Consider the following 2,030-nt stretch of genomic DNA (forward strand, 5'->3'; position numbering starts at 1 on the left):
TGCAAGCTCACGCAATTGTTCACTCTTGTGGCTGCTGATGACAAATTCATACGTACGCCCTTGGAAACTTCTGACCGCAGGCCGCGCATAGTCTGTCGGCAGCTCCAGTACAGGCATTTCGCCGCTGAACTCATCCAGCCAGTAAGCTTCCTGCTTGCGCATTTGTTCGCTTTCCATGTTCGCTTGCTGCCATGCTGCATAGTCCTTGTACTGAATCCGAAGCGGCGGCAGGTTCTTTCCTTCATACAACTGAACAAACTCCCGAATGAATAGACTCATCGATACACCGTCGGAAATGATGTGGTGCATGTCAAACAGCAGCAGATGGCGATCCTGCACGATTTCAAGCAGTCCCACCCGTAGGAGCGGTACTTGCTGCAGAGCGAAAGGACGTACAAAGGTATGAACCATTTCCGCCGATTGTTCTTCGCTTGCCTTCGTATACTCCACTGCAAACGGGACATCTTCGTAAACACGCTGTACCAGTTTCCCTTCTACCAGCTCAAATCCGGTCCGCAACGATTCATGGCGGCGGATCAGCTTCCGGAATGTTTCTTCCAGTCGTTCCCGGTCCAATTCCCCTTCTATGGTAATGACGGCCGGCATATTGTAGCTAAGTTCCCCACCATCCATCTGGCTGAGGATATATAATCTTTTTTGAGCGGAAGAAACCGGATAGTAGGTGCTCGGCTTAACAGTAGGGATCATTGCATACACAAACGAATCGCGACCTTCGATCATTCGGGCCATCTGTGCAATGGTCGGCTCCTGAAATACGGTCCGCAACGGGATCTCGGCACCTAGCTCTCTATGGATCATTGCGACCAGCGTTGTTGCCCGCAGCGAATGGCCGCCAAGATCGAAGAAATTGTCCTGTATCCCGATCGGGCTTACTCCCAGCACTGTTTCCCAAATCGACACCAGCGTTTCTTCCACCGGCGTGCGTGCAGCGATATACTCGGCTCCGGTATGCAGATGTGCTGCTGGCGCAGGCAATGCCTTACGGTCGATCTTGCCGTTAGGCGTCAGCGGCAGCCGATCGATCTGGACAAAGTACGCAGGGATCATATACCCCGGCAGCGATTGGGAAAGTACCGCACGGATCTCGCTTGCCACAAGCTCACACCCTGCTACAACATAGGCGCATAAATCCTTCTGCCCTTCTTCTGTCTCGCGCGCTACCACAACCGCTTCACGGACGGATTCGACCTTCAGCAGCTGCGCCTCAATCTCACCCAGTTCGATGCGATACCCGCGGATTTTGACCTGATGGTCGATCCGGCCCAAATATTCGATGCTGCCGCCAGGCAACCACCGCGCCAAATCTCCGGTGCGGTACATTCGCCCTCCTGGCCCAAACGGGTTGGCCACAAACTTCTCCGCCGTCAACTCTGGACGATTCAAATACCCACGCGCCAGGCCATCCCCGGCGATACATAGCTCGCCCGGGACGCCGATCGGCTGTAATTTGTTATCCTGATCCACGATATATGCACGTGTATTCGCGAGTGGAACGCCGATCGGTACTGTCGCTTCTCCACATTCCAAATGATCCACGGCATAGTACGTCGCAAACACCGTACTCTCCGTCGGCCCATAGACATGGATGATTCGGCCTTTTCCAAGCACTTCATAGGCTCTAGCTACATGACTCGCGGACACCTTTTCTCCACCGAACAAAACATGTCGAACTTGCGAAAGGCTCTCTACATCCAAATCCACGATCGTATTGAATAATGCTGTTGTCAGGAAGAAAATCGTAATCTTCTCTTCTTTTAGAATTTGCGACAAAGCCGCAATATCCAATATGTGCTCTTTTCGTATGAGAACGAGCAAAGCTCCGTTCAACAAGGCACCGAAAATATCGAATGCCGATCCGTCGAAAGCATAATTGGATAGCTGGAGAATCCGATCCTCCGGCGTTATCGTCAAGTAATGATTATTCACGACCGTCCGAACAATATTTTGCTGGGTTGTAAGCACCCCTTTGGGTTGTCCAGTCGATCCCGACGTGTAAATGACATACGCCA

The 2,030-nt window shown here is 52.2% G+C and carries 1 protein-coding gene; it reads right to left on the bottom strand.

Annotation, left to right across the window (positions count from 1 at the left end):
• The coding region (locus G358_RS30965) for a non-ribosomal peptide synthetase (RefSeq protein WP_033404620.1) at nucleotides 1–2,030 on the bottom strand (2,030 nt) is incomplete at both ends.

The organism is Paenibacillus fonticola DSM 21315, assembly GCF_000381905.1.
Classification (GTDB): Bacteria; Bacillota; Bacilli; order Paenibacillales; family Paenibacillaceae; genus Fontibacillus; species Fontibacillus fonticola.